Source organism: Candidatus Trichorickettsia mobilis (assembly GCF_963422225.1).
Classification (GTDB): Bacteria; Pseudomonadota; Alphaproteobacteria; order Rickettsiales; family Rickettsiaceae; genus Trichorickettsia; species Trichorickettsia mobilis_B.
This window is the reverse complement of sequence record NZ_OY728607.1, coordinates 1,278,897-1,301,339: the sequence shown is the minus strand read 5'-3', so window position 1 is coordinate 1,301,339 and position 22,443 is coordinate 1,278,897. Positions and strand designations below refer to the sequence as shown.

At 34.4% G+C, this 22,443-nt stretch carries 20 protein-coding genes and 1 tRNA gene; 6 read left to right on the top strand and 15 right to left on the bottom strand.

From position 1 onward, the window contains the following. Positions 1–3: 3 nt before the first annotated feature. From bioD to sucC, 3 genes are all read right to left on the bottom strand, one after another. Positions 4–618: a dethiobiotin synthase gene (gene bioD / locus R2I74_RS06105; RefSeq protein WP_316354577.1), complete on the bottom strand. Its 615-nt coding sequence runs from the start codon at positions 616–618 to the stop codon at positions 4–6. Positions 619–1,187: 569 nt separating this feature from the next. Further along, entirely contained in the window at positions 1,188–2,060 is an 873-nt protein-coding gene (gene sucD / locus R2I74_RS06100) for a succinate--CoA ligase subunit alpha (RefSeq protein ID WP_316354575.1), read from the bottom strand. A gap of 46 nt (positions 2,061–2,106) precedes the next feature. Then, positions 2,107–3,270 carry an ADP-forming succinate--CoA ligase subunit beta gene (gene sucC / locus R2I74_RS06095; protein ID WP_316354574.1) on the bottom strand — a complete coding sequence of 388 codons (1,164 nt, stop codon included), beginning with the start codon at positions 3,268–3,270 and terminating at the stop codon, positions 2,107–2,109. 243 nt (positions 3,271–3,513) lie between these two features. On the opposite strand from sucC, the gene R2I74_RS06090 reads away from it, so the two are divergent. From R2I74_RS06090 to R2I74_RS06070, 5 genes are all read left to right on the top strand, one after another. Beyond that, complete coding sequence (locus R2I74_RS06090) at positions 3,514–4,800, top strand: SDR family oxidoreductase (RefSeq protein ID WP_316355328.1); 1,287 nt, start codon at positions 3,514–3,516, stop codon at positions 4,798–4,800. Then, positions 4,800–5,267: a DUF2269 family protein gene (locus tag R2I74_RS06085; RefSeq protein ID WP_316354573.1), complete on the top strand. Its 468-nt coding sequence runs from the start codon at positions 4,800–4,802 to the stop codon at positions 5,265–5,267. Before R2I74_RS06090 ends, R2I74_RS06085 begins: the two co-directional genes overlap by 1 nt. Before the next feature lie 127 nt (positions 5,268–5,394). Beyond that, positions 5,395–5,688 (top strand): 50S ribosomal protein L28, encoded by a 294-nt coding sequence (rpmB, locus tag R2I74_RS06080; RefSeq protein ID WP_316354571.1) that lies wholly within the window; start codon positions 5,395–5,397, stop codon positions 5,686–5,688. Next, a complete protein-coding gene (gene rpmE / locus R2I74_RS06075) occupies positions 5,685–5,909 on the top strand; it encodes a 50S ribosomal protein L31 (protein ID WP_316354569.1) in 225 nt (74 codons plus the stop codon). The genes rpmB and rpmE overlap by 4 nt, the downstream gene beginning before the upstream one ends. Positions 5,910–5,975: 66 nt before the next feature. Beyond that, a tRNA-Met gene (locus tag R2I74_RS06070) sits at positions 5,976–6,052 on the top strand. Positions 6,053–7,413: 1,361 nt separating this feature from the next. Here R2I74_RS06070 and R2I74_RS06065 read toward each other — a convergent pair. The 11 genes from R2I74_RS06065 to R2I74_RS06015 form a co-directional block, all read right to left on the bottom strand. Beyond that, positions 7,414–9,567, bottom strand: a complete 2,154-nt coding sequence (locus R2I74_RS06065) for a GMC oxidoreductase (protein WP_316354567.1) — start codon at positions 9,565–9,567, stop codon at positions 7,414–7,416. 11 nt (positions 9,568–9,578) lie between these two features. After that, positions 9,579–10,076: a hypothetical protein gene (locus tag R2I74_RS06060; RefSeq protein ID WP_316354565.1), complete on the bottom strand. Its 498-nt coding sequence runs from the start codon at positions 10,074–10,076 to the stop codon at positions 9,579–9,581. A 184-nt stretch (positions 10,077–10,260) separates the two neighbouring features. Then, positions 10,261–11,090, bottom strand: a protein-coding gene (locus tag R2I74_RS06055) for an IS5 family transposase (protein ID WP_316353063.1) whose coding sequence is annotated in 2 segments (ribosomal slippage) — positions 10,261–10,700 and positions 10,700–11,090 — 831 coding nt in all. Because the reading frame shifts where the segments join, the coding sequence is not laid out codon by codon here. Between the two features lie 38 nt (positions 11,091–11,128). After that, positions 11,129–12,175 (bottom strand): class I SAM-dependent methyltransferase, encoded by a 1,047-nt coding sequence (locus tag R2I74_RS06050; RefSeq protein ID WP_316354563.1) that lies wholly within the window; start codon positions 12,173–12,175, stop codon positions 11,129–11,131. A gap of 276 nt (positions 12,176–12,451) precedes the next feature. Then, positions 12,452–13,831: a hypothetical protein gene (locus R2I74_RS06045; protein WP_316354561.1), complete on the bottom strand. Its 1,380-nt coding sequence runs from the start codon at positions 13,829–13,831 to the stop codon at positions 12,452–12,454. A gap of 100 nt (positions 13,832–13,931) precedes the next feature. Then, positions 13,932–14,822: a glucose-1-phosphate thymidylyltransferase RfbA gene (rfbA, locus tag R2I74_RS06040; RefSeq protein WP_316354559.1), complete on the bottom strand. Its 891-nt coding sequence runs from the start codon at positions 14,820–14,822 to the stop codon at positions 13,932–13,934. Positions 14,823–14,915: 93 nt separating this feature from the next. Further along, complete coding sequence (rfbB, locus tag R2I74_RS06035; RefSeq protein ID WP_316354558.1) at positions 14,916–16,007, bottom strand: dTDP-glucose 4,6-dehydratase; 1,092 nt, start codon at positions 16,005–16,007, stop codon at positions 14,916–14,918. Between the two features lie 18 nt (positions 16,008–16,025). Beyond that, positions 16,026–16,967, bottom strand: coding sequence for a glycosyltransferase family 2 protein (locus R2I74_RS06030; RefSeq protein WP_316354556.1), 942 nt, complete (start codon positions 16,965–16,967; stop codon positions 16,026–16,028). Positions 16,968–17,140: 173 nt separating this feature from the next. Beyond that, positions 17,141–18,121 (bottom strand): malate dehydrogenase, encoded by a 981-nt coding sequence (locus R2I74_RS06025; RefSeq protein ID WP_316354555.1) that lies wholly within the window; start codon positions 18,119–18,121, stop codon positions 17,141–17,143. A 69-nt stretch (positions 18,122–18,190) separates the two neighbouring features. Continuing rightward, a complete protein-coding gene (locus R2I74_RS06020; protein WP_316354553.1) occupies positions 18,191–19,138 on the bottom strand; it encodes a TDT family transporter in 948 nt (315 codons plus the stop codon). A gap of 429 nt (positions 19,139–19,567) precedes the next feature. Continuing rightward, a protein-coding gene (locus R2I74_RS06015) for an IS5 family transposase (protein WP_316353078.1) occupies positions 19,568–20,397 on the bottom strand; the annotation gives its coding sequence in 2 pieces (ribosomal slippage) (positions 19,568–20,007 and positions 20,007–20,397; 831 coding nt in all). A gap of 63 nt (positions 20,398–20,460) precedes the next feature. Between R2I74_RS06015 and R2I74_RS06010 the strand changes: the two genes are divergently transcribed. Then, positions 20,461–20,748 (top strand): hypothetical protein, encoded by a 288-nt coding sequence (locus R2I74_RS06010; protein ID WP_316354551.1) that lies wholly within the window; start codon positions 20,461–20,463, stop codon positions 20,746–20,748. A gap of 309 nt (positions 20,749–21,057) precedes the next feature. On the opposite strand, the gene R2I74_RS06005 is transcribed toward R2I74_RS06010, so the two are convergent. Beyond that, positions 21,058–22,413, bottom strand: coding sequence for a hypothetical protein (locus tag R2I74_RS06005; RefSeq protein WP_316354550.1), 1,356 nt, complete (start codon positions 22,411–22,413; stop codon positions 21,058–21,060). Positions 22,414–22,443: the final 30 nt, after the last annotated feature.

Sequence of the window (22,443 nt, the reverse complement as noted above, 5' to 3'; positions counted from 1 at the left end):
AATTCATACACTCTCAAAAATACGATTTAATTTATCTGGTAAATCTATGGTTTTTAATTTTCTGCTAGTGACGTGTTTGAGCTGTGGAAAAGAAGCGAGAATTTCAATCTGCCCATAATATTCGATGGCTTTATTATTTTCAATATTCTCGTGACCATTAACAATTACTCCAAGTATGGGGATTGATCTTTGCCGCAATGCTTCTATGGTTAATAAGGTATGATTAATTGTACCTAACCCTGATCGTGTTACCAAAATTACTGGTAATTTCAGCGACCTAATAAGGTCAATCATTAATAGTTCCTGATTTAATGGCACTAAGACTCCACCAGCACCTTCAATAATTAAATTGCTGTTATTTGGAACTATAATATGATTAATATTAATTACTTCATGTTCTAAACTAGCTGCCAAATGAGGAGAAAGAGGGCGATGATAAATATAAGCCTCTTTGATGGTTGTAGCTGATGTAAGTTTTTGAATGACCTTAGTATCTCTACTAATTGTGCCACCTGTTTGAATAGGTTTCCAATAATCATATTTGCTATGCATACATAGCCAGCTAGCAATTATCGTTTTACCTACATTAGTATCAGTACCAGTAAGAAAAATTTGCATTAGACCTTTTTCAAACTTGAGAGTGTTCAATAACATAGGTATCAAGTTAAGAAAAAAGAGACGATACAAACCATTTTGCCTGAGCCATTTACCCGTCGTTACTATATTATTAGTTCAGCAACTCGGTAGAATTACTGAACTAAATACAATCCCGCATGCATAGTTTCAAGACGGCGAAGTCATCCCGAACTTGTTTCGGGATCTCATCAGAATTTCATAAGATCCCGAAACAAGTTCGGGATGACTTCGCCGTCTGAGTGACTGTGTGTCCGGAAGACCAGTCGTCATTGCGAGACAAAGTCGAAGCAATCCAGTAAAATATGTAGCTCTCTGGGTTGCTTCGACCATAAATAATCTCGCAATGACACAATTTTTGTCAAAAACCAGTCCACTGTGAACAGTTAGCAAAACATTAGACCTCTTTCTAAACTTGCTTCTGCGGATGATTTGTACGTCGATCCGGTACTCGAATCCTCACGCACCCAAAAGTGCGCTGCGGATCAAGTGCAGTGTCTCCTTCAAATCCTCTCTCAGAAGCGAGTTTGGAAAGAGGTCTATTAAAAAATGCTTCAACTCATTAATTTCTTTATAGTTTTACCAATTTCTGCTGGTGATTGAGAAATTACCACTCCTGCGCTTTGTAAAGCCTCTAATTTATCTGCAGCAGAACCTTTACCACCGGCAATAATAGCTCCAGCATGTCCCATCCTCTTGCCTGGAGGAGCTGTGATACCAGCGATAAAACTAACTATAGGCTTTTTAACTTTAGACTGTTTAATAAATTCAGCAGCTTCTTCTTCAGCAGTGCCGCCAATTTCTCCAATCATAATTATGCCGCTGGTTTGATCATCTGCCAAAAACATCTCGATGCAATCAACAAAATTAGTGCCGTTTACTGGATCTCCCCCTATACCAACACAAGTTGACTGTCCCAAACCCACTGCTGTTGTTTGTGCCACTGCTTCATAAGTTAGAGTGCCTGATCTTGAAACAATTCCTATATGTCCTTTTTTGTGAATATGTCCTGGCATAATACCAATTTTACATTCATCAGGAGTAATTACTCCTGGGCAATTAGGTCCAACTAATCTGGATTTTGATCTTGACAATGCTCTCTTAACTTTGATCATATCAAGTACTGGGATACCTTCTGTGATACATACGATCAGCGCTATTTCAGCGTCAATTGCTTCCAGAATAGAATCTGCCGCATATGGAGGTGGAACATAAATTACTGTGGCAGTAGCACCAGTTCTTGCAACAGCTTCTTCTACGGTATCATATACTGGAAGATCTAGATGAGTCTTCCCTCCCTTACCAGGAGTAACTCCGCCTACCATTTTAGTACCGTAGCTTATAGCTTGTTCAGAATGGAATGTACCTTGTGCACCTGTAAAACCTTGACAGATTACTTTCGTATTTTTATTAATCAATATTGCCATATAACTTATACCATGTTTAAAAATTCAGAATTAACGTGAATGATAATCAAGCATTAACTGCAGTTACAATTTTATTTGCAGCATCCGCCAAATCATCTGCCGCAATTATTTTTAATCCTGAATTTGCTAAAATATTCTTTCCTAGTTCAAAATTAGTGCCAGCAAGTCTTACTACTAAAGGTACTGAAAGACCGATATCTTTAGCTGCAGCTACTACACCTTCAGCTATAACATCACAACGCATGATACCACCAAAAATATTAATCAGAATTCCTTGTACCGCTTTATCCGATAAAATAATTTTAAATGCTTCGGTTACTCGCTCACGATCTGCTCCACCACCAACATCCAAAAAATTTGCAGGATTTGCTCCATATAATTTAATGATATCCATAGTTGCCATGGCAAGGCCAGCACCATTTACCATACATCCGATGTTACCATCCATCTTAACATAGCTTAAGCCTACTGCCCCAGCTCTGGTTTCCAGTGGATCTTCCTCATCTTCGTCCCGCATTGCTTCAATTTCAGGATGTTTAAATAAAGCATTATCATCAAAATTGATTTTAGCATCAAGCGCTAATAAGGTACCTTCATGAGTTAACACCAAAGGGTTAATTTCAATCTGATTTGCATCAGTACCGACAAAAGCGTTGTAGGTTGCCTCCACAATCTTTATCATTTGTTTTGCTTGTTCTGCATGAAATTTAAGCCCATAAGCAATTTTACGACAATGAAATGGTTGTATCCCAGTGGCAGAATCAACAGACACTCTAATAATTTTTTCCGGGGTTTTTTCTGCTACTTCTTCAATTTCAACCCCACCTTCAGTAGAAGCCATAAAAGTAACACAACCATTGGTACGATCAAATACACAGCTAAAATAATATTCTTTTAATATATTACATCCTGATTCGATATAAACACGTCGCACTACTTGTCCAGCTGGGCCAGTTTGATGAGTAACTAGAGTAGTACCAAACATAGAATGAGCTATTTTTTTTGCATCCTCTTTATTTCTTACCAGTTTTACGCCCCCAGCTTTTCCCCGTCCACCAGCGTGGATTTGAGCTTTTATTACATACAGACTGGCTTCCAGATTATTAATAATATCATCGACTTCTTTTTCTTTTAATGCGACCACGCCATGAGATGTCGGAACATTATATTTTCTTAAAACTTGTTTCGCTTGATATTCATGAATATTCATTACTGCTAATTTATTTATGTGTTTAACAAACTTTATGTAATATTGATTCTACAACAAATTTTACTAATATGTAAAGCTTATGCTGTGCCATTATCGAGTATTTAGATAAGTGTGTTAATTTATCATAATTTTTTTATCACTTGAGAAAATGTTGTCTCTGAAAAAAATTGCATTGCTTTACAAACTATTTCAATAAATAATCTGGAAATTATAATTATATCAAAGCGAGAGATTAATTTGAGAGTGCTAATACTTGGAGGAAGTGGATTTATCGGTTCTTACATCACTGCTGCTTTCATAAATGATAAACATGAAGTTATTTGTGCGGTAAGAGATGTAGAAAGGACAAAAGGAAGATTCCCTTTGGCTGAAATCATTGCTTGCGATTTTAACCAAGATATCACTGCTAAAATTTGGCTTAAACGACTGGAAAATATTGATATTGTCGTGAATGTAGTTGGGGTGTTAAATTCATCTGGTTCTAATAAAATAGAGAACGTTCACATAAATGGACCAAAAGCTCTTTTTGATGCATGTGTACAAGCTAAAGTAAAAAGAATTATTCACATATCAGCACTTGGTATAGATGATGAGAGAACAACAGATTACTCCAGTAGTAAAAGAACAGCAGATAATTATCTCAAAACAATAGCTGCAGTTGATTGGGTCATATTACAACCATCTCTAATATATGCTAATGGCTCATATGGAGGTACTTCATTATTAAGAGGATTAGCTTCTGTTCCATATTTCATATTTCTTATGGGAGATGGGCTACAGCAATTTCAACCTGTGCACATGAGCGATTTAACTGACGCAGTTTTGCATTGTGCTAAGAGAGAAGGAGAAATCAAAAAAATTCTAAAAATAGTTGGCCCTGAAATTATCACTGTTAAAGATATATTGATTAACTTCAGAAAATGGCTGGGATTGAAACCAGCTATTCTAATTAGCATCCCTCTCATATTTATTAAATTTATATCTAAAATAGGAGATTTGATAGGTAGTGGTCCATTAAATAGTACCTCCTATAAAATGATGATGCTTCCTAATATAGCTGATAAACAAGATTTTATAGAATTTACTGCTATTTCTCCAAAAAACCTAGAACTTGGACTATCTACTGATCCACTTACCTTACAATCATTATGGCATGCACGGTTATTTGTACTTAAGCCGTTATTAAAATGGGTGCTTGGATTATTTTGGATAGCTACAGGAGTAATTACTGGCTTATGGGCACCGGAACCTGGAATAGAAATTATAAGAAAATTGGGTTTTAACGATCAACTAAATCAGCTAATGTTGTATTCCTCATGCTTGCTAGATGTAATACTTGGTGCTCTCTTGATATTTAAACAAAGAATAACTCTAGTAGTTTTAATACAAATTTCAACAATAGTTGGTTATACCTTTATTCTAACACTATTAGAACCGGTTTTATGGCTTGAACCTTTGGGATCTCTTACCAAAAATATTCCTATTATACTCCTGGCTTGTGTATTACTTGCAATCGAAAGAGATAAGTAATGGACTGGTACTCTATCGTCAAAACTATACATATAATTAGCGCTACTATTTTATTTGGTACTGGACTTGGTATTGCATTTTTTATGTGGTGGGCTAATAAAACAGGCGATTTAGCAGCCAAAGTCTATGCTGCTAAAACTACTGTGCTAGCTGATTTCTTATTCACTACTCCAAGCGTTATTATTCAGCCAATTAGTGGCGTTATCTTAATCAAATTAGTAGGCTATGATTTTTCTGATTTATGGTTAGTGTTAACTTATATAGGATATATTGTTGCTGGAATTTGTTGGTTACCGGTAGTATGGATTCAAATTAAACTAAGAAATATAGCCTTGAAGACCCAGGCTATCAATGAAGAATTACCAACTGAATATTATAAGTTATTCAAATTATGGTTTTACTTAGGTTGGCCAGCTTTTATTAGCCTGGTGATCATTTTCTTTTTGATGGTCATTAAACCTACATAATAAAGATCAGTCTAAAATGTTTTGCTAGAATTTTCAAGATCAACAATTGATAAGCTATTGACAATATATTTATTGATGATATCATCTGCTCTCGATAGTTTTTAGTTAATTTAAATAGGTAGTGGTAGTGTCTCGTAAATGTGAACTTACTGGTGTAGGTGTTTTATATGGGAACAAAGTATCGCATTCAGAGCGTAAAACTAGAAGGCGTTTTGAACCAAATATGCGTGTTGTGCGGTTTGTTAGTGATGTAACTGGTTCACAGTATAGATTCAGAGTAAATGCTAGATGTATACGTTCAGTGGAAAAAACTGGTGGGTTTGATGAATATATGATAAAAACATCTGAGCATATGTTGTCTGATCGGGCTAAGCTAGTTAAGAGAAAAATTATCACAAAAAAAGCTGAAGAAAATTTATGAAACTTGGTATACATCCAGCCTATAAAAAATTACGTATAAAAATCGGAGAAGATTTGTTTGAAACAAATTCGACTCTTGGTGTTGAGGAAATTTTAATGGACGTTGATTATCGAAAACATCCGGCTTGGACTAAAGATGGTTTAAACGTAATCAATGAATCTAATCAAAGTATAAGTAATTTCAATAAGAAATTCGGTGGTTTGAAGTTCGGAGCAAAGTAGTTTTACTGGACTCTTTTAGAGCCTGTCAGATCAGTAGATATAAGAGAGAATCTGTTAGTTATTTATCGCGGGGTGGAGCAGTCTGGTAGCTCGTCAGGCTCATAACCTGAAGGTCGTTGGTTCAAATCCAGCCCCCGCAACCAATTATTCTTGAAGTTTTGTAATAGCTTGGTAACCAGCAATTATAGTCATCCTGAACTTGTTTCGGGATCTCGTTGGGCTTTATAAGATCCTGAAAAAATTCACGATAAGACTCTTAGCTAGTGATAACGATTGCTAATGCTCGTGAATTAACACTCACTTCACTTCATTTTCATATAGACCCATTTCAAAACTTGCTGGTTTTATGAACTCCCTTGATATTATTCCAAACTAGGCTGAGGATGATACAAAGACCTTCATCTTATTTATTTCATAATTGACTTATACGTAAACTTGGCTAAAATCACAGCATGAACGCCAATCAGCTGTTCTGGAGCCTAAGAAACCTCTTGTGATGGTGTATATCAGCCATTAAATGATCGATCCTTGACTATATAGTTAAATGAGTTGTATTAGGTGCTACAACAAGGTATAATCTAGCAAAAAATGACAACAAGTCCATATAATACAGATTTAAGAAAAAAAGTAATATTGTACCTCAATAATAATCATAGCCAATTATAGGCATCGAAATTATTTAATATCCACAAGAACACAATTAATCGTTGGTACATTCGCTATAAGAAAGAAGGGCATGTAGAACCAAGAGTTAGGCGTGGTTTTCAAAGTAAAGTTGATAAGTCAAATTTAGAAATTAAATTATCTGAAATAGGCATTAGATACGGAATCACAGCTTCTCAAGTTGGAAGGATTTTATGTAAATTAGGATTTAGCTATAAAAAAAGCCTTTACCTATGTGGAAGCTAATGAAGAGAAACGAAATAAATACATAGAAAGTATAAAAAACATAACTGCTCAACATCTTGTATACATTGATGAGAGTGGGATCGAGATGACAATTTGCAAGGATAGAGGTTGGGGAAAAAAAGGTAAGTTATTGCATAGTAAGAAAAGTGGAAAATATTATGAGAGAACCAATATTATAGCTGGATACATCAACAACAAAATCTTTTTTACTAATATCAATTCCAACAAAATTATTGTACAATGTCATAAAGTACCTCGAGATATATATTTACGTTGTACGCGGGTGTGCAGTTAATACCTTGCAACTATCCAAACGTCTCGAGAGAATAGGCTAGAGAGTATCATGATTCACTCGTCAAAAAAACCTCGCTCACTCGGTCGCTCACGCCCGTGCACTAGTTCCTATTCAAATAAGAGCTAGTGCTTACTCTCTTAAAATCAATATAATTTATTCTGCTCATATTGACTTCAAGATTTATTATATCCCATTTTTAACTTACAACGCTCACAAAAATATCCTAAAAATCATCTTAACGTTTTGTTTACATCTACCCTCTAAGAACCTCGCACATTCACAAACTAAGCAAAATAGCGATTAATCTTTTGTTTGTTCGAATAAAGCTATGCGATCCACAAAGAGTTTGGCAATAGTATATATTGATTGCATTGGGTTAGCTCCTACAGAAGTAGGAAAGATGCTACTATCACAGACATAAAGATTGGCTATCTCTTTTCCGCTCGGCAAATCCCACACTCTAAAATTGTTAGAAATTACTGAATTCTGAGGATCTGACCCTATTTTATTGCTACCCTGCATATGAGCTGAAGAAATAAAGTTAAAAGGATCAATAATTTCTAAGTGCTCAACGGCCTTATCTATATTATCAGGTGAAAGAAATGGTTCAAACTTACTCTTGCCAAAAATATTTTCAGCTGTTGGTATAAAAACTTCTTTAGCTCCTTGTTGAAAGAGGATTTTAACAGCAGTTTTAATTCCTTCACGCAACCTTATTTTATCAGCACTACTAATGGTATAATCTACTTCTACTTTTCCAAAATTATGATCAATAAAAACGCGATTATTATAATTTACACTATCAACTAACATAATACCAAATCCTCCAAGTTTCCTATAATTTTGTAGAGTATGTATTATATCTTTGCCGCTACCTGGATGAATCTGGGCTATAAATTGCGGGTTATCAGACATTGCCTCATAAAAATAACTACCGTCAACAGCTGGAGCATAAACAGAGGCAGATAGGCCTTCAAATGCATTTATTTCTTTAGCAAACTGTCCTATAACTCCCATAGAAGGATGTATTATAATTCCTCGTCCAATATTATCATTATTGATATTTGATTTTAATAGCAGTTCTGCAGAACCTAGAGTACCAGCACTAATAATAATATTTTTGGCTTTAATTGTATATTCTTTAGCTTCAGATAATTTAAGATTATTAATATCCTCAGCAACATATTCTTCTCGAAGCAATGGTTGCGCTATCACACTTACTCCTGTAGATTTCTTTTCTCCATCATTATCATTGTTGCTAAAGTTAATTCTTATTGCTTTAGCGTTGGGGAGCAAGCTAAGATGACCTTTGAAATTATCACCTCCTCGCAGCGCTGGTAAAATAAAAGCCTCCACTGCTGATATTTTTAAGATTTCATTTTTTTTACCTGAAGGCTTTCTGGCATTAAGATTATAAGTCGTTGCAAGCAAGTCTCCATCTTTTAGCAACTTATTATTATCGTTAATTTCTTCAGCCGATACCTGCCTAGTATGAACATATGATTTAACCCATTCATAGGCATCATGCAATTTTTGCCAATCTTGATTTGATTGATGCAAAAAATCTGCAGGCAATCTATCAAAGTCAACCCATCCTTGTAACTTCGCTTTTATCTGGGGAAGAAGAGGAGAAAAAGCAAGATCCAAATTAACAGTAGTGCCTCCACCAACTGTAGCACCATTACGAATTACAATACCTCCGCTGATTGTTCTACGGTCATTATTTGATTCCATAAGATTGGATGAAGCTTCAGTAATTGTGCTTAAAGGTTTAACAAAAGAGCCAGATTCTACTAAAACTACTTTTGCTCCAGTAACTTGTCTGGTGAGCTCATGAGCAATAACACTAGCAGCCGGACCACTACCAATAATTAAATAATCTATTTCGCCATCTTCATTAATGATTTCATTATCAACTACTTTAAGTTTAGTTTTTGGTAGGTTTAAATTAACGGCAACTATCTTGTTTTCTTCTTTTGGTATAATGCTAGCAAGATCGTAGGTTAGTGGTGTTGAATAAACAATATATAACCAGGTTTGCCGTAGTTTAAACAGGTATTTCTTAAGCTCAGGTGAACCGACTAACATAATCGCTCTTCTAAATTCATCTTGCCTTTCTGGGCTAACATTCTCAAAGCCATTTTTTACGATATCTGGAAATTCTTGAATAACAATAGCAGGGGGTTGTCTTTTTAAATCACTAAGTGGGTTTAATAGTCCTGCTAGCTCTTTATTATTTTTGATCTTGTACCACGTAACCTCACGGTAAAAAACTCGTTTAAGCTTTTGCACTGTGGTTAAAGATTCGTCAGCTGGTAAATATAAGTCAAATAAATTATAATGAAACTCTTTTAGACGGGATGATTCTTCGCTTTCAAAAAATCGAGTATTAAAAGCCAAAATACCATATATGGAGATTAGAACAATAAACGTAAGTGCAATTATTTTTTTCATTTTCATAGAACCTAAAAATCATGGATATAAAATACTTCAATATTGTTTCTTGAAATAATTTCTATAAAATCTTTTAAGTGAGCGACTTCTACGGTTACAGCAGTAAATTCTTGATCTACTACCGTTGGAAAAGACCAATTATATAATTTTTTAACTCCTAAAGCAGAATCTAATATCGCACCTGCAGCAGGAAAATGCTTTAAAGTAAATTGAATTCTATCATTGCCTGCAATTGAAGTTATTTGTAATTCAAAATTATTATTAAGAGATTTTATGCTTTCCATAAATGCTTTATAGCGACTTACTTCCACTAATTTAAGATCATTAATTTCAAATTCTCTAATAACATGCGTGCCAGAAAAAACTTTACTTACTTCGTTCTTGGGATCTCGAACCAACATTTGAATTTTTCGTGGCTCTGCATCTTGAATAAGCCAGCACAGTGGAGCAGAAATTATTCCTTTTAAAGAATATTCAATAGTCGTAAATGCTCCTATGAATAAGTTCATTTGCGTATAATCCGCAGTTAATACTTGCCAAAAGGAATGATATTTTCTTGCCTCATTCCACGATTTTCCAAACACTTCCCAAAATGAGCTAATGCTAGAGAAATAAGGAAACTCGTAGAAGGGCTTGTTATAGATAAATTTGGTGTATTCAACAGTAGTAAGTACATTAGACCTCTTTCGAAACTCATTTACCAAGCTCCCAATTATATAAACCAGCAATTAAATTGAACCTAAGACCAAATCTTTTGCGTCTATTTCGATATTTATCAGCAATTATTTTAAAACGCTTTAACATACCGATAACATTTTCATTTAATACTCTGTCACTTGCTAAACTTCTATTATTTTTCTTATCTTCTTTAGTTAAAGCATTCTTTTTACTCTTTTTCTTTGGTAGCTCAGAATTTGTATGAATCTTCTGTAAGCCTTGATAACCAGTATCAGTAATCACTTTAACCTCAGGCAGTATATGGGTTCTTGATTCTTTAAATAATTTAAAATCATGACGCTTACCATTGGAAAAAGAAGTGCATATGACTCGTTTGCTTTTCTTATCTACTACTATTTGAGTCTTTAACGTATGTCTTTTCTTTTTACCTGAGTAATAGTATTTCTGTTTTTTTGGGGTCGCTCTATAGGGCTTTCTGTAGCATCTATTAAAACTAATTCATACTCCATACCGCTTTTAACTAGAGCCTTCTTACCTGGAAGAGCAAAATCCGGATGTTTTATTAGAGTGTCTTCAACAAAACGAATTGTTTTAAATGCACTGCTTTCGCTAACTCCATAATTCTTAGCTATATGAAAATAGGTACGGTATTCCCTTAAATATTCAAGTGTCATTAATAGGCTGTCTTCCATACTAAGACTAGCTCTTCTGCCACCTTGGTACCTCCTATTTATTTGTTTCTCTGTCTTTAAAATCCCTACCATCTTTTCAAATGTACTATTTCTTACCCCTGTTAATCTTCTAAAATGCTCTTCCGATAAAATGCTTAAATTTTTATATCTCATATAGTTCTAAATTAAGTAAATTCGACTTTATAACATATTTAGTCCAGTTTCGAAAGAGGTCTATTATGCCATTCTGGCGCAGAAAGAAAAGTTTTGGTCAAATCTCTTTTATAATAAGGATAGTCTTCAATTTCTGATATGACTTCTGATTCTAATTGCAAGGGTTTTATGAATTTTACCATAGCATTTAAAGTAGGGTCACCTGCCTGGTATAATTTATCGCAAGCAGCTTCTCTGAAGCCGGTCAGCGTCAGCAGTTCTATCCAATAGTTAAGCGGTTGAAAATTACGATATTCTTTTACTTCTCCCTGCAAATCAAGCTCCATTGTTACCAAGTTGAAAATAGTGTGTGCCGCTTGAACTATAGATTTCACCTCATCATCTTTAGCATCATGGTCTCTAAGAATAAAAATACCGCCAGGTTTTAGAATACGATATATTGAGCTTACAAAGGGTTGGAGTTTCTCAGTTGGAATATGATGTAATCCTACTACGCAAGATACTACATCAACACTATTACTAAGGATCTGTTCTTCTGCAATTGCATCATAGTTATTAAGCGGAACGAATTTATCATATGATTTAAATTTTCTTGATAAAGACCAGGAACTACCATGGATATAATCTATTAGACCTTGAGCATTATTGATAATCGTTGCTTGTTCGATAAGCATTAAATCCTTTAAACTGTTAATATAGGTACCAGGGGTACCAATTTCAACATAATTTTTTACCACTCTATTGCCAATTAAATGTTGTAATTGTGCGGATAAAATCTTTTGTTGATGATGCAGTGATTTTACTTTGGCTATAAATGGCATCAAAGGAGTTGTTTTTGAGATTTGATGTTCTAAAGAGCTATAGAACGCAGCATTTGATAAATCAAGCTTATTGCTAAGCGTTTTATGCGATATTTCAATAAATTTATCAGCATCACATTGTCTTAGTACATTGTTTATAAAGTCTTTAACTTCTTTTTCACCACGATCATTAGATAAAATATACCACATATTATTGCCATTTAGACTGTCAAAATTAATTGAGCTAGATGAAGCCTCTAGTGGCAAAAAGAAGAAAACCACCATAAAGAGCTTATAGAGGGTATACTTTATTGCTATTAATCTTCTTATCATATCTGCAAAATCTCTTATTTATCAGGATATTAATGCTGGTATAAGAGCCTGTCAGATCAGTAGATATTAAGAGAGAGAGTTTTAACGACAAAATTACCTCTTATATCTACTGATCTGACAGGCTCTTATATATGCTTTGGCAAAAGAAATAGCTGCATAAAAGAAAATTAAAAAACTGGAGTAGCAAAAAAAGCGCTAGGTTTTGCGTGCAGAATTTTCAAAATGACTTTATTCTTCTATATTTCCTAAAATATTGACATCATGTTTAAGGTTAATATTTTCATGACATTGCTTAAAAATATTTGATAGACTATTAGAATCAATAACCCGGCTATCTCCTATATTCTGAGCAATACACTTATCTATTTTGTGCTTTTGACTGGCTGTGGAACCAAATTCTCCAGAAAATTTACTTAACTTCTGCTGCAGTTGAAAATGCTCTGCAAAATCTGCAATATGGTTATGTGAGTTAATCACTCCTTTGCTTGCTTCTTTTAATTCTCCGTCTCGTAATTCCCGTATAATATTATTTAGAACAGATATATATGAAAATCTTATCGGTTTATCATAGAACCACAATGAAGAATCATTTTTTGATTCCAATGCACTAGTACTTACCCATGTAAGACGCCCAATTTCTGTGCCATTAGCCTGAAAAGAATTACTTGCTCGTTCAGACTTGAATGATGATTCGTATATGGTTGGTGCTTTTGGTAGTTTACCTAAATTAATACTATAATGCGAAGCTTTAGTGTGTAGGTTTGCTACATTATCAGCTCCATAATTATCTGTAGTGTAAACCTCTCTAATCATTTCTAGGGTAATCAGACCATTATAACCAGTTTCTTCTCTAAATTCACGTATTGCCGTAGCAATTGCATTATAATCTCTAGTATATTCAAGACCCTGAGACTTAAGGTAGCCTTTTACATCATTAGGGTCAAAGTTCTTGATATAAGGATTTTTTTGGACAATCTTAACATTATATTGTGCAATTGCCTTACCAATTGCTTCTAGATCTTTTTTAGTAGTATATTGTACTGCAGTTTTTTGAGATGTTGAACTGTCGGATAAAGTTATAGCAACTCCAGTTGCCGTATTTAAATCTTCCGCTGCATCCCTTGCTTCTCCTTCGGCAAAAGATAATCTAGTCTTTTTTGTCCCTTCTACCCCAGCACCATGAGTATAGCCACCAATTTGGTCATACTGCGGTGCAAAACCTTCTTCAGCTTTATTACGAACTTTCAGCTTTTCCATTAACATTAAGTTTATTTTGCCAGTAGTAGAATCTATATATGATACTGTAACTGATACACCACTACCTTGCTTATCATAGGGATGCGCAATAATTGATCGTCTGCCTTCTTGCGTTATATTGTTATAAAATTCTTTACCAAATTGGGTAGCACTTTTTGTAGCTTCAACAGCAACTGCATCGTTCAATGCCTGATCTTTACTAATCAGAGACTTAACAAGATTAAATCCAAATTGTGGGTCTTTAGCATGTGATAGTATAATTTCAGGATTATAGTAGGTATATGTCATGGTAGTTGCTGTACCAAAAACAAAGCCTCCTAAGACTGTTAAAAAATTACCTTTAAACTTCATAAATATTACCATAATTTGTGAGTGTTTCACGATTTTTAGAAAAAGTCGTCATAGATTTTGTTAAAAATCGAAGCAATCCAATCTTTATCAAGCACGCTCCTTAACTCGCGCTGATTGATGACTCTCTTGCAAGCTTGATTAAATATTGGCCATAATTATTCTTGGACATATTATGCCCTAATTCTTCAAGTTTCGCTTCATCTATCCAATGCATACGCCATGCAATTTCTTCAGGGCATCCTATTTTGAACCCTTGTCTGTGTTCTATAGCAGCAATAAATTGAGATGCTTCAAGTAATGATTCGTGAGTTCCTGTATCAAGCCAGGCATAGCCTCGCCCAAGAGTTACTACTGACAATCTATTTTGCTGTAAATAAATACTATTAAGATCTGTTATCTCCAATTCACCACGAGCTGATGGCTTGAGTTGTTTAGCAAAATATGAAGCATCAGCATCATAAAAATACAACCCAGTAACCGCATAATCAGATTTTGAATTCTGTGGTTTTTCCTCTAAAGATAGTGCAATACCATTACGATCAAACTCGACCACACCGTACCTCTCAGGATCGCACACTTTATATGCGAATATTGTTGCCCCTTCAGTTTTTTTACCAGCTTCCAATAGGATTGCCGACAATTTACCACCATAAAAAATATTGTCTCCTAATATCAAAGCACTCAACGAGTTACCTATAAATTTTTCTCCAATTATTAGCGCTTGAGCCAATCCATCAGGAGATTCCTGTATTACGTAGCTAAGATTGATTCCCCAATTACTACCATCACCAAGTAGTTCTTGAAATAGAATAGTATCTCTAGGAGTAGAAATGATCAATATGTCTTTAATTCCAGCAAGCATAAGAGTTGACAGTGGATAATAAATCATCGGCTTATCAAATACTGGTAACATTTGTTTAGACACTCTTAAGGTAGAAGGGTACAAACGTGTCCCTGATCCACCAGCTAAAATAATACCTTTTCTCTTCATATCATCTTTATCATATTTAATTCAACCCAACCACACATGCCACCTCGGCATTATAAACCCCAATTTATCACATAACTTAGATGTATTCAATCACTACAAAACCTTCAATTTTGAATATTCACCAGTTTTAATCTGCGAAATCCAATCACGATTATTCATATACCATTCAATTGTCTTAACAATACCAGTTTCAAAAGATTCTGTAGGACGCCAATGCAACTCTTGCTGAATTTTGGTAGAATTTATAGCATATCTCTGATCATGTCCTAGGCGATCCGGTACAAAAGTGATTAGTTCACTGTATGATACTAGGGGTTTACTGGTTTGTGGGTGTATTAAGTTACGCTTGTCAGCCGGTAGTTGTTTGTCCAACAGTGAACAGATAATTTGCACTACCTCTAAATTAGTTTTTTCATTATTACCACCAATATTATAACTTTCACCAATTTTACCATTTTCTAAGATTAATCTAATAGCCGAACAATGATCAGTCACGAATAGCCAATCTCGTATATTTTCTCCATTGCCATATATTGGCAAAATTTTGCCTTCAAATATACTAACAATAAGTAAAGGGATTAGTTTTTCAGGAAATTGCAATGGTCCATAATTATTGGAACAATTAGTGATAATTATCGGAAGACCATAAGTATGATGCCATGCCCTTACAAGATGATCAGAAGCAGCTTTGCTGGCAGAATAAGGGCTATTCGGTTGATAACAAGATTTTTCAGTAACAGCAGGATCAGTCACCTCCAAAGAACCATACACCTCATCCGTACTTACATGAATAAAGCGAAATAATTTTCTATCTTCTTCGGATAAAGAATTCCAATAATGACGAGTAACTTCTAATAAATTATATGTTCCAAGAATGTTGGTGTTAATGAATTTACTAGATTCTTCTATAGAACGATCTACATGACTTTCTGCTGCAAAGTTTATAATAGCTTTTGGATTATATGTTTTAAGAAGAGTAGAAACTAATGATTTATCGGCAATATCACCATTTACAAAGTGGTGTAACGGATTTTCAGATATGGTCTTAATATTCTGGAGATTTCCGGCATAAGTCAATAAATCTAAATTTATAATCTTTTCGTCGGCATAAGACATAGCTTGTAGCACAAAATTGGATCCAATAAATCCAGCGCCACCAGTCACCAAAATTGTATTTTTTAACATAGAATTTTGCATATTACTTCATATTTTATTGAATATTATACCTATAAATAATGCTAAATTATCAAGTAAGCCTTGCCTATGAATACCAGTTTTTTTAAGACCCATTAAACGAGTAAAAAGACCTTTATTTCTTGCCTCATCAAAAAGATTGAGTTTATTTCTGTTTTCTGCCGTGAATAATAAAATATTTTGCTTTAGTGCTTTAACGTTCTTATCATTCCACTCTCTAAAAGAGCCATTAAACAGTTTTCTAACTCTAGCTAACCTAGCCATAAAGCCGTTATTAGAGCCGATCAAATTGTGATCATGCTGACGATATAAAACTGATGGTAGAGCATCATAATATACCTGACCTCCTGCTCCAGAAATCAATTGATAAATAAACCAATCATGACTTACTACATCTACTGTCATGTCTTTTGCTGCACTTACAATCAGCTCACGAGCAGCTTTGTTAAATACCATAGTATTGCCACCAGCAATACTTTGCACTAAAGCATTCATGAAAGAAGGTTTTTTTGTAAATAATGGTGAAAATCCGATTGTTCGGCCATTTTTATCTATCAATTGTGTGCGCGAACAATATAAAGCAGGCATTTCAACAGAAACGTTTTTAAAACAAGCAACAGCGCGCTCAAGTTTTGTGTCACACCAAATATCATCCTGATCAGCGAGAGCATAGAATTGAAACTTATCAACATTGGCAGAACATATTCCATTTAGAAAATTATGCACAAAGCCCCTATTTTTATTATTTACCGTCCAATTAATATGATGAATAGTATCAGCTTTCTGATGTTCCTTAATCAAGCTTTCAGTATTATCTGTTGAGCCATCGTCATACACAAAAAGAGACCAGTCTCTAAAGCTTTGTGCATCAAAAGACATTAATTGTTCTGTTAGAAATTTAGCGCTATTATACGTGCATAGTATAATAGCCAAGTTAGAGGTGATGTTCATACTAAGAAAAATTAAACTATTTATAAATATATCTACTTAAATATATGATTTTATATGGCGTGTCCACGTAAAATCGGCATCCTATATAAATCAGATTTCAAATAGTTTTTTGATTCTATTGACATTAGACTAAAGCATCATGCGAATTCCTATAAAAATTTCTACAACGCTGCTTAAGCTAATAAATGTTGGATTGCAGTACGTTCTTCGCATAATTCGGCGTAAGTAATATCAATATATTTACGACTAAAATCGCTAATTGCAAAACCTTGAACTATAGTGTACTGCCCATCTTTACATGTGCAAGGGTACCCAAATATTAAGCCTTCAGGAATTCCGTAGCTACCATCTGAAGCAACTCCCATAGTTACTATTTCGTCTTTAGCAGTTCCGTGTATCCAACTCTTCATATGATCAATAGCAGCATTAGCGGCAGATGCTGCTGAGGAAAGACCACGTGCTTCAATAATTGCCGCACCACGTTTTTGTATTATTGGAATAAAGTCTGTCACTAACCAATTTTTATCAACTAATTCACTGGCTTTCTTGCCTTCCACCGTTGCATTGAAAATATCTGGGTACTGTGTTGACGAGTGATTTCCCCATGCTACAATATCTTTCACCATAGTAGAATGGCTGCCAATTTTTTCGGCTAATTTACTCATTGCTCGGTTATGGTCTAAACGCATCATCGAGGTAATGTTACGCGGGTCAATGGTTTTTGCATTTTTAGATAAAATCAATGCATTAGTATTGGCTGGATTTCCTACTACTAACACTTTAACATCTTTTTTAGCAACTGCAGCCAAAGCTTTACCTTGACCTATAAAAATTGCTCCATTTACTTCTAATAAGTCCTTACGTTCCATACCTTTAGTGCGTGGACGTGAACCAATCAATAAAGCATAGTCCACTTCTTTAAATGCTATCATAGGATCACTGCTAGCGCTAATTCCATGAATTAGTGGGAAAGCGCAGTCATCTAATTCCATAATTACTCCTTTTAGCGCATTCAGAGCTGGTTCAATTTCGAGTAATTGTAAGATTATTGGTTGATCTTTACCTAACATATCTCCGCTTGCAATACGGAATAATAAACTATAACTAATTTGTCCTGCTGCACCTGTTACGGTAATTTTAACTGGTAATTTCATAATGAGAGTCCTAAAAACATTTCAACAAAAGTTGAAGTGTAACAAAAATGATCTTGATCGACTATATATTTAGATTATTGTTGGAGGATTTAATACGTTTTTATATACAAAATGAGCCATATTTATTAGCACCCAAAATATTATTATGCAAGCAATTATCATTTCAGCTATTCCAATATTATGCCAAATTCTGCCGGCTGCGGTGAATTCTCCAATAAAATGTGAATATTTTATAATTGCTGTAGCACCTATTACCAGAGGAAATGTAAATGAAGCATAAAGTGGAATAAAACTGATGCGTAATGGATTTATACGTACCATAGATAAATAAACTAAACCAGTCATCATTAATCCTAGTGGCAACAACATTTCCACAATTAGCGACGATGGTTGTTCAAATACAGTCAAGTAGCCGGCCAAACATAAGCTTGCCGGGGCACCCATTATGGCAAATGCAGGTAATTGTGGGTTATTAATTCGCTCTCCAAAAATCAAACGATACATCATTATTGGTAACATAAGACAATAAAAACCGAAGCCAATATAAAAAATAATTTGTGCCAGCTGCTGGTTATGCATAGGAGTACTAGTAACGCAGGCTACGACTATTCCAACTGGGGGTATATACCAACTAGGTAAAATTTGGTTAAACTCAAAGCTTTTAATCTGGTAATAGAAAAAACTAGTAGCAAATATTATATGCAAGATAATTGCGAAATACCATAAAACCTGACCAATCAATAAATATTCCTCAGCAATGACACTTGCAACTACCATTAATGCCATGTCAAAAGCCGGAACAAAACTACCGGTCACTGAGTTGGCAATCTCATTTTTTAATTGCTGAAAATGGGCTAATTTTTTTATAGAGACCATAATTAGGATTAATATAGCAATGCCAACAAAAATATGGCGTAAGTGAGGGTGTACTTCTGATGCCAGCAAATTACCTAATCCCGATACACCTAAAGCTAATCCAGACATTGCCACAGGTAAGTTTTTAAATTTATTTATCATAGCCCACTTTTTTTTATAATTTATATTTATTATTTGGCACGCCGTCAAGTTAACTATACTCGCTTCTAAAAAGCCTTTATCCTTGGATTCTAGTTTGATCTAATAAGTAGAGGAGCTTGCAATTTTTACTGTTTTAACCACATCAATAAATATCTTACTTACTAATATTGTTTGCCTAACTACATCTCAGTAATTTGACAAATCAAAAAAGGTTTCATAAAATTACAAACTAGGAATTATGGTATTATTATGCTTTTGTTATTAAAACCATCGCAAGGTTGGTGCTTATTTGTAAGCTTAGTCATGACTCTGTTTTTTGTGTTTGCTGACTATGCTGTAGCTTCCACAAAAAACGACATTTCAAATAATAGCGTACAACAAGTAAAATATTGTGATAATGGAGATTCTATATTAGACCTCTTTCGAAACTCATTTACCAAGATCCCAATTATATAAACCAGCAATTAAATTGAACCTAAGACCAAATCTTTTGCGTCTATTTCGATATTTATCAGCAATTATTTTAAAACGCTTTAACATACCTATAACATTTTCATTTAATACTCTGTCACTTGCTAAACTTCTATTATTTTTCTTATCTTCTTTGGTTAAAGCATTCTTTTTACTCTTTTTCTTTGGTAGCTCAGAATTTGTATGAATCTTCTGTAAGCCTTGATAACCAGTATCAGTAATCACTTTAACCTCAGGCAGTATATGGGTTCTTGATTCTTTAAATAATTTAAAATCATGACGCTTACCATTGGAAAAAGAAGTGCATATGACTCGTTTGCTTTTCTTATCTACTACTATTTGAGTCTTTAACGTATGTCTTTTCTTTTTACCTGAGTAATAGTATTTCTGTTTTTTTGGGGTCGCTCTATAGGGCTTTCTGTAGCATCTATTAAAACTAATTCATACTCCATACCGCTTTTAACTAGAGCCTTCTTACCTGGAAGAGCAAAATCCGGATGTTTTATTAGAGTGTCTTCAACAAAACGAATTGTTTTAAATGCACTGCTTTCGCTAACCCCATAATTCTTAGCTATATGAAAATAGGTACGGTATTCCCTTAAATATTCAAGTGTCATTAATAGGCTGTCTTCCATACTAAGACTAGCTCTTCTGCCACCTTGGTACCTCCTATTTATTTGTTTCTCTGTCTTTAAAATCCCTACCATCTTTTCGAATGTACTATTTCTTACCCCAGTTAATCTTCTAAAATGCTCTTCCGATAAAATGCTTAAATTTTTATATCTCATATAGTTCTAAATTAAGTAAATTCGACTTTATAGCATATTTAGTCCAGTTTCGAAAGAGGTCTATTGAAAGAAGAAGGAGCTATTGTTACAAAACTTATTTTGCTTTTCGCGCAAAAAGTTGGTTGTGATGTCGGCGATAATTGTTTGCTGAAATGGAATACTCAAAATGAAAGTGCAAAGTTTTCTATTACGTGGAGCAAGCAATGCGGACCCATCATTGACGAAATATATCAATTAGGAGATAATGGGCATGGCTCAACTTTTATTTGTAATTATCATCCAAATAATAAGATATGTTGTTGGCCGCTTGGTTATGATTACATTCAAGAATTCGTAATTTGCTCTCAATAGAAGTTCTCTTTGGATAGGGCTTTGTAGCTAGTTTGTAAGCGTTCACGAGTTTTTAAAATTGAACGCAAGTCAGCGGCTTACAAAGCTACAACCACCGTCATTGCGAGGAATGGAACGACGAAGCAATCCAGAAAATAGCTAAAAAACATTGATTTCAACTGGATTGCTTCGTCGTTTCACTCCTCAGCTCAGACGATTTTTTAATCCCTGAACAACGCTCACGCTAGTTTTTAGTTAAAAATATCTCGCTTTTCGGACACGTCTTACTTGTTACAACTTAAGGCACTCTAACAAACCACGCGTAAAAGCCTAAATATCCCTGCTACCGCTACCTCCCTTACTAACATTGCTAGTTTTGCTTTGAGCAGGACTAGCAGCACTCTTGCTTTCTGGCAATACATTCACTCCTTTGCTTATCTCTTTTGCTTGCAGCTTAACTTGTTCAAGTAGAGTATCTTTATTCTTCTCTGGACTTTCTTTTGAATAGCCATGCCATAAATCTTTTAGGTAAGACACTATCTTTTGTACAAAATTTTTCTTTGGCACTTCAACTTCATTTGATTCTGCTCGTTGTTGAACTAAATCTTTGGTAAATCTTTCTAAATATCCTTGAGATTTACCGACAAATTTCTGTAAACTACTAGCCGCTTCCAACGCCACCGAATCAATATCTTTTGAGGTTATTTTTGTTTTCGAACCATCTTTTTTAAATTCACCAATTCGTATATCAATTTGATTCATAACTGTTTCAGCTAACGCTTCTTTAGTAAATTCTAGTTTTTTTAGATTCTCTACCTTTTCATGATCTATATCCTCTGGTTTAGAAGATAGTATCTTTTTAACCTCTCCTATCACTTCCTGTTTGTATAATTTATCATGACCATTGTTCTGTAATATACTATTTGAGAAACTATGGTAATTTTCTACAATTGATTGAGGAGTTTTAGACGGTAACTCAGATTTAATATTTTGCAATTGTTCAACAATTTTTAGGCCTACTTCACCAACACCCGCAACATCAATTACAACCTGCGGCTTAAACTCTGCTTCATTAATTTTTCCTATTTTTGCAGTAATGGTTGCAGCAACATAATCCTCAGATCGAAACTCAGTATGTACAGTATTATGAATGATACCATCATAAGTTTGCCTATTGCAATCAAATGTCATTTTTTGTCCACCAACATACGACAGGTTATTATCCTTATCTATGACAATTTTAGACACATTACCATCTCTATTCATCCAATTCATAGGGTTAGTAACATTTGATACTATCACCTCACCAAATCCAGCAAGTCCTCCAGCTATTCCACCTTGGTAAGCAGTTGCCAGAACATATTCCGCTTGATTTTGCGATAATTTATACTTATCATTGGTTAACGTGTCATACATATCTTTATAAGTTACCTTATAATCACCTCCCTTTTCTTTTTTATACGTAGCAGCTAAATCTACTATTCCTTCAGTAGTCTCAATACAAAAATTAGGAGTGCGGTTTATGTCTTTATTAAAATTCTCCTGAACTTTATCGGTATTCATTTGTATTACCCCATTGGGTAATTTACAACTTGGATCATATTCAGGAGCAAAATCAGTAAGCTTCTTTAAAACTTCATCTTCCTGTTTTGCTGCGTCTTCTGTGGTAAAACTATGTGATTTCATAAAAACCTCTTGCTTAAAAAATATGATTAG

What these genes read in the sequence shown, in the direction of transcription:
- R2I74_RS06020 (WP_316354553.1), bottom strand. Translation starts at nt 19,138, where the DNA reads ATGATAAATAAATTTAAAAACTTACCTGTGGCAATGTCTGGATTAGCT.
- R2I74_RS06065 (WP_316354567.1), bottom strand. Translation starts at nt 9,567, where the DNA reads ATGAAAAAAATAATTGCACTTACGTTTATTGTTCTAATCTCCATATAT.
- R2I74_RS06030 (WP_316354556.1), bottom strand. Translation starts at nt 16,967, where the DNA reads ATGAACATCACCTCTAACTTGGCTATTATACTATGCACGTATAATAGC.
- R2I74_RS06050 (WP_316354563.1), bottom strand. Translation starts at nt 12,175, where the DNA reads ATGGTGGTTTTCTTCTTTTTGCCACTAGAGGCTTCATCTAGCTCAATT.
- sucD (WP_316354575.1), bottom strand. Translation starts at nt 2,060, where the DNA reads ATGGCAATATTGATTAATAAAAATACGAAAGTAATCTGTCAAGGTTTT.
- rfbA (WP_316354559.1), bottom strand. Translation starts at nt 14,822, where the DNA reads ATGAAGAGAAAAGGTATTATTTTAGCTGGTGGATCAGGGACACGTTTG.
- R2I74_RS06025 (WP_316354555.1), bottom strand. Translation starts at nt 18,121, where the DNA reads ATGAAATTACCAGTTAAAATTACCGTAACAGGTGCAGCAGGACAAATT.
- sucC (WP_316354574.1), bottom strand. Translation starts at nt 3,270, where the DNA reads ATGAATATTCATGAATATCAAGCGAAACAAGTTTTAAGAAAATATAAT.
- bioD (WP_316354577.1), bottom strand. Translation starts at nt 618, where the DNA reads ATGCAAATTTTTCTTACTGGTACTGATACTAATGTAGGTAAAACGATA.
- R2I74_RS06060 (WP_316354565.1), bottom strand. Translation starts at nt 10,076, where the DNA reads ATGAACTTATTCATAGGAGCATTTACGACTATTGAATATTCTTTAAAA.
- R2I74_RS06085 (WP_316354573.1), top strand. Translation starts at nt 4,800, where the DNA reads ATGGACTGGTACTCTATCGTCAAAACTATACATATAATTAGCGCTACT.
- rpmE (WP_316354569.1), top strand. Translation starts at nt 5,685, where the DNA reads ATGAAACTTGGTATACATCCAGCCTATAAAAAATTACGTATAAAAATC.
- R2I74_RS06005 (WP_316354550.1), bottom strand. Translation starts at nt 22,413, where the DNA reads ATGAAATCACATAGTTTTACCACAGAAGACGCAGCAAAACAGGAAGAT.
- R2I74_RS06045 (WP_316354561.1), bottom strand. Translation starts at nt 13,831, where the DNA reads ATGAAGTTTAAAGGTAATTTTTTAACAGTCTTAGGAGGCTTTGTTTTT.
- rfbB (WP_316354558.1), bottom strand. Translation starts at nt 16,007, where the DNA reads ATGTTAAAAAATACAATTTTGGTGACTGGTGGCGCTGGATTTATTGGA.